This is a genomic window from Polaribacter sp. 11A2H, assembly GCF_011379025.1.
Lineage (GTDB): Bacteria > Bacteroidota > Bacteroidia > Flavobacteriales > Flavobacteriaceae > Polaribacter.
The window spans coordinates 1-915 of record NZ_WTLD01000050.1 but is presented as its reverse complement, the minus strand read 5'-3'; the positions used below and the strand labels follow the sequence as shown (position 1 = coordinate 915).

Below are 915 nucleotides of genomic sequence, written 5' to 3'. Positions count from 1 at the left end.
GATAATAATTACAGAAGTGTTTTAGTGAAAAATTAATGAGTTTTTACTTGTTTTTTACCACAGTACTTTGTTGGCAACTGGCTTTTATTTTTTCCGTTCTATTTTTATTGGGTTTTGGCGAGTATCAAAAACATCATTTATTTCAATTCTGTTTTCTGTATTGTTAATCCAATAAATGACTTTATAATTTTTATAGACTAAATATCTGAATTCTTGTTTTCTATTCTTAAGAAGTTCTTCAGCTTGTCCAATTTCTGGTTGCCTTTTAAGTTTTAAAGTCTCATTATAAATTCCGTTAACGATTTTTTTTGCTATTCGATTTCCGGCTTTTTCTCGATAATATTGATAAATTTTTTCTAGTTCTTTTTGAGAAAAATTAGTCCAAAATAATTTTAATTCCATTTATCGATACTGGCTTTTAATTCGCTGGATTCTATTAGTCGACCATTTAGTGAATCTTCCATAGATTTGTCAATTCGAGAATTAAATTCCTCCATAGACATTGGTTTAAACTCTCCATTATCTGAAATTTTGTTTTCTTTTCTAAGGATTTTTTCAAGTCGCGAAATTACATCTTCACTTTGAATCTTTAAAAACTCTTGAATAAGTTCTAGTTTTCTTGTTTGTAAATCCATTTTATTAGCTTTTTATCAAAGATACAAAAATATCAATTTAATACTCTATATTTCTTTAATTGACGAATTTCATAGCTTGTTGCCAACGTTTTTGTATATGGTTTGTTGCGTGATTGAGAACGTAATTTAGCAAATAAAAACCGAATAGAAAATCCGCGAGGGTTTTCGTAAGCAGGCAAGAACTAGCAATAAATTATATACGTCTTAAGTTAGCATTTTAATAAAAACACTAAATTTAAGACATATAATAAGAAAGCACAAAAGAGAGGAATAAGGTTAT

General features: G+C 27.5%; 2 protein-coding genes. Both read right to left on the bottom strand.

Translation table 11 applies throughout. The features are described from left to right. Positions 1 to 84: 84 nt before the first annotated feature. On the bottom strand, positions 85 to 402 hold the full coding sequence (locus GQS58_RS16865; protein ID WP_166388055.1) for a type II toxin-antitoxin system RelE/ParE family toxin: 318 nt from the start codon (positions 400 to 402) through the stop codon (positions 85 to 87). Beyond that, the gene (locus tag GQS58_RS16860; RefSeq protein ID WP_166388054.1) at positions 393 to 635 is read right to left on the bottom strand and encodes a hypothetical protein; all 243 of its coding nucleotides are present in this window, start codon (positions 633 to 635) and stop codon (positions 393 to 395) included. Before GQS58_RS16860 ends, GQS58_RS16865 begins: the two co-directional genes overlap by 10 nt. Between the last annotated feature and the right edge of the window lie 280 nt (positions 636 to 915).